The organism is Dialister sp. CAG:357 (assembly GCF_000435155.1).
Classification (GTDB): Bacteria; Bacillota; Negativicutes; order Veillonellales; family Dialisteraceae; genus Dialister; species Dialister hominis.
Genome location: NZ_FR896453.1, coordinates 1 through 3491, shown reverse-complemented (window position 1 = coordinate 3491; position 3491 = coordinate 1). Strand labels below are relative to the sequence as shown.

The following is a 3491-nucleotide window of genomic DNA, read 5'->3' as shown; positions in this document are numbered from 1 at the left end:
AGGTACAGCAGGACAAGTCCTACCAGAATCATAACCACGTTTTCCCAGGTCAGAGCGGCAAAGCCGGAGTCTGTCCATACGGAAACGAGTGCTCTCATAAAGCCATCCATATTTGTATCCTCCTATTAATATAGTTATTGAATTATTTCTTCTTGTTCTTGGTTGGGTCGATGACGTGAATCAGCTGAATGACGAAAGCCAGGAAAATCAGAACTGCGAATACAATAACCATGTTGGTGATACAAATGGAAAGTGGGCTTGGAGTTGCCATGTATTAATCCACCTTTCTATCTGCGAGAAACTCTCGTTCGAGAGTAAAAATAAGGAGCCTCTTCCGGCCAGGCCGGAAGAGATCCTCATCATTGATATGTTGCTTAATCGTTTAATCGTTCCAGCCGATTAATGGAATGGCCAGAAGATCGGGATGATGACTACGCAAGCTACCCAGGAAAGCAAGCACATCGGAACGCCGACTTTTACATAATCGTTAAATGTAAAGTTGCCAGGTCCAAGTACCAGGGTGTTTGGCGGAGTAGCCATTGGTGTGGCGAATGCGCAGGATGCCGCAATGCCGAGTGCCATCAAAACCGGTTTCGGATCGACGCCGATGGACTGTGCAATGGAAATACCGATCGGTGCCAGGAGTGCTGCAGATGCAGTGTTGGACATGAACTGTGTCAGGATATTGGAAATCAGGAACAGTACAGCGGTCAGGACGTACGGGTTCGGGTTGGATCCCATCATACCTACGACAGTATCAGCGATCAGTTTGCCTGCGCCGGTCTTATCCATTGCTGTTGCAACGGAAAGCATACCTGCGAACAGGAAGATTGTTACCCAGTCGATGCCTGCATATGCTTCTTTTTCTTTCAGGCAGCCTTTGGAGATCAGGAACAGTACAGCGGTCAGGACGTACGGGTTCGGATTGTCACCCATCATGTTGACAACGGTGTCAGCGATCAGCTTGCCTGCGCCGGTCTTTTCCATAGCGGTTGCAACGGAAAGCATACCAGCGAACAGGAAGATTGTTACCCAGTCAATACCAGCGTAAGCTTCTTTTTCCTTGAGGCATCCAGTGATGACGCAGAGGATTGCGCCGGTAACGGCAGCAGTCTGCAGCGGAAGTGTCGGGATTTCGAGAGCCATAGCGAGTACGACGCCAATCAGGATGAGACCGGAAATCCACATTTTTGTTTTGCTCTTTGGAGCATTGTCATCGCCTGCGCCTGCTTCTTCTTTAGCAGCCTTGACTGCTTCTTCGTCCATAGCACCTGCAGATTTGTCTGGCAGGAAGTGACGGCCTACGAAGAGTGTCCAGAAGAAAATGATAGCGGACAGCGGAATGCCGATGTATGCGAATTCGAAGAATCCGAAGGTCGGAAGTCCTGCTGCGGACAGTGCGCCGGTAACGATGACGTTTGGCGGAGTACCAATCATGGTGATGGTGCCGCCGACGTTAGCAGCAATTGCCAGAGGCATCAATTCCTTGGAAGCCGGGATTTTAGCTGCCTGGCAGATGCCGACGATAACTGGCATCAGGCACGCAACAGTACCGGTGTTGGAGGAAACGGAAGACAGGATGATCGTAACGAGCATGATAGCGCCCATCAGACGGATTTCTCCTGTGCCTGCCTTCTTAACGACTGCGATGCCGATTGCTTCAGCAAGGCCAGTCTTGAACATAGCAGCGCCGATAACGAACATGCCGCCGAAAAGTACGACTGTGGAGTTGGAAAGACCTGCATAGACCTGTTTTGCCGGGAGAACTCCCAGAATACCGAGCATGGTGCAGGCTGCCATTGCGGTAACAGCCAGCGGAATCAGTTCGGTAACAAACAGGAAAGCAGCGACTGCCAGCACGCACAGTGTGATAATAGCTGGATCCATAAATGTTCACCTTCCTAAAATGTTTTCCCCGGAAGACGCGGCTCAGGTGGAAGTCATGTCGTCCGGTTTCATTCCGGAAAGATTAAAAGACTCATATGAAATTGTGATTGAAAGATAAATGCTTGACACTGAATGAGCCCCGAAATCCATCCGGAACATCTCCCCTTTGGTCAACCTGCTATCCTCCTTTCGGATATCCCCCGGGGAGGGGATCACTATCGCACAAATACAAGTCCATGAAATCTGACACCTGCTGTCGGATATTGCAAGATACTTGCATTTCGTGAGCACCTGTTGCCTATTGTAACGGCCAAGGTTTGAATTTTCAAACGCCTTTCGGCTACCCGGAACATAATTTCCCTCTTCGATTTCTGAAATTTTAAATGATATTCGGTTGCAAGTGCATTAAAAACGCAAAAAAAAGAGCTCCAAAAACGGGCCCTTTTCGTCTGCAAATGCAAACATAAACTTTTCTTAAAAAATGTACTTGCAAATAGATAGCATCGTTATCTATTTGTTTTTTGAATTTATTGCATTTGGGAATCAAATCCATGTGTTAGATATGTATGCTATGTATTATTTCGAGATTTTTTCAGTCAGTTTTAAGGTCTTCCTAAGAATTACGTATCAGATTTTTTATATAGTATGCTATAAAGGTTCATTATATCCATTCCCATTAGACTGGTTATATCTGCCATCAGCAGTGCACTTTGTCCGATAATACCGGACTTCCTTAATGCAAAACCATGACCACTCGCAGCATTTTTCCAAAATCGGATCCTTTTCATTCCCTTTCACGCCTTTCCCCTTTCCTCTTCCGGATCCTTTTTCCACTTTTCTTTTCCTCTCCTGCCGGTCAGCCATTCATCAGCGCAGACAAAAATACCCTTATCCGATTCCATTCTTTACCTAAAAATTATTCATCCCTCAAATTTCCGTGAAGAGCCAAAAAATTTCCATGCACCCAGGCAGCAAAACTGAAGATTTTCAGAGAGGAGCAACAATTAAAACCAAGGCCAGCCTGCATCTGCCTTCCCATCCACAGCGCTGACCGCGTGGGAAGGCGGGGTTGCAATCCGAGAGATCATACTGCCTTTACCGGATGAACTTCCATCGATTCTTGCAAAAGTATATGAGTCATCATTCCTTCTATCAAAAAATCCACTGGCAGCAGAATCACTTTCTCCGGCAGAGACAGTCCTGCGGCTTGAAGCAAAAGGACTCATTTCAAGCTTGCCTTGCCCTTATTTTCCTTGATAAGGGCGAACGGTATATTGGATTCCTGCCCCCTGCCTTTACAGGTAAGTCTATTTACGCGATACCCCCTGCGATTTCCTGTGAAATCTTAAATTGCCGATAAAGCCTGATAAACACTGGCTCCATCGGCCCTAAAACCAACACGAAATGTCCTATAAGTCTAAGCCTTCTCCACTTTGGCAAACAAAAAACGCACCTCCGAAGAGATGCGTTTTTATTGCTCGGGATGATCTTACGATCAGCCTCCGAACTGAGCCAGCATGGTGCCTGCAGCTACTGCAGTACCGATAACGCCTGCTACGTTCGGGCCCATTGCCTGCATCAGCAGGTAGTTGGACGGGTTGTCT

3 protein-coding genes are annotated in these 3491 nt (G+C 47.2%); all 3 read right to left on the bottom strand.

What is annotated here, in order from left to right; genetic code table 11:
• Positions 1-142 precede the first annotated feature (142 nt).
• Positions 143-271, bottom strand: a complete 129-nt coding sequence (locus tag M3200_RS07410) for an OadG family protein (RefSeq protein ID WP_022382899.1) — start codon at positions 269-271, stop codon at positions 143-145.
• Between the two features lie 128 nt (positions 272-399).
• Complete coding sequence (locus M3200_RS07405) at positions 400-1887, bottom strand: SLC13 family permease (RefSeq protein ID WP_022382898.1); 1488 nt, start codon at positions 1885-1887, stop codon at positions 400-402.
• Between the two features lie 1495 nt (positions 1888-3382).
• The coding region (locus tag M3200_RS07400; protein WP_288178220.1) for a sodium ion-translocating decarboxylase subunit beta at positions 3383-3491 on the bottom strand (109 nt) is incomplete at its 5' end.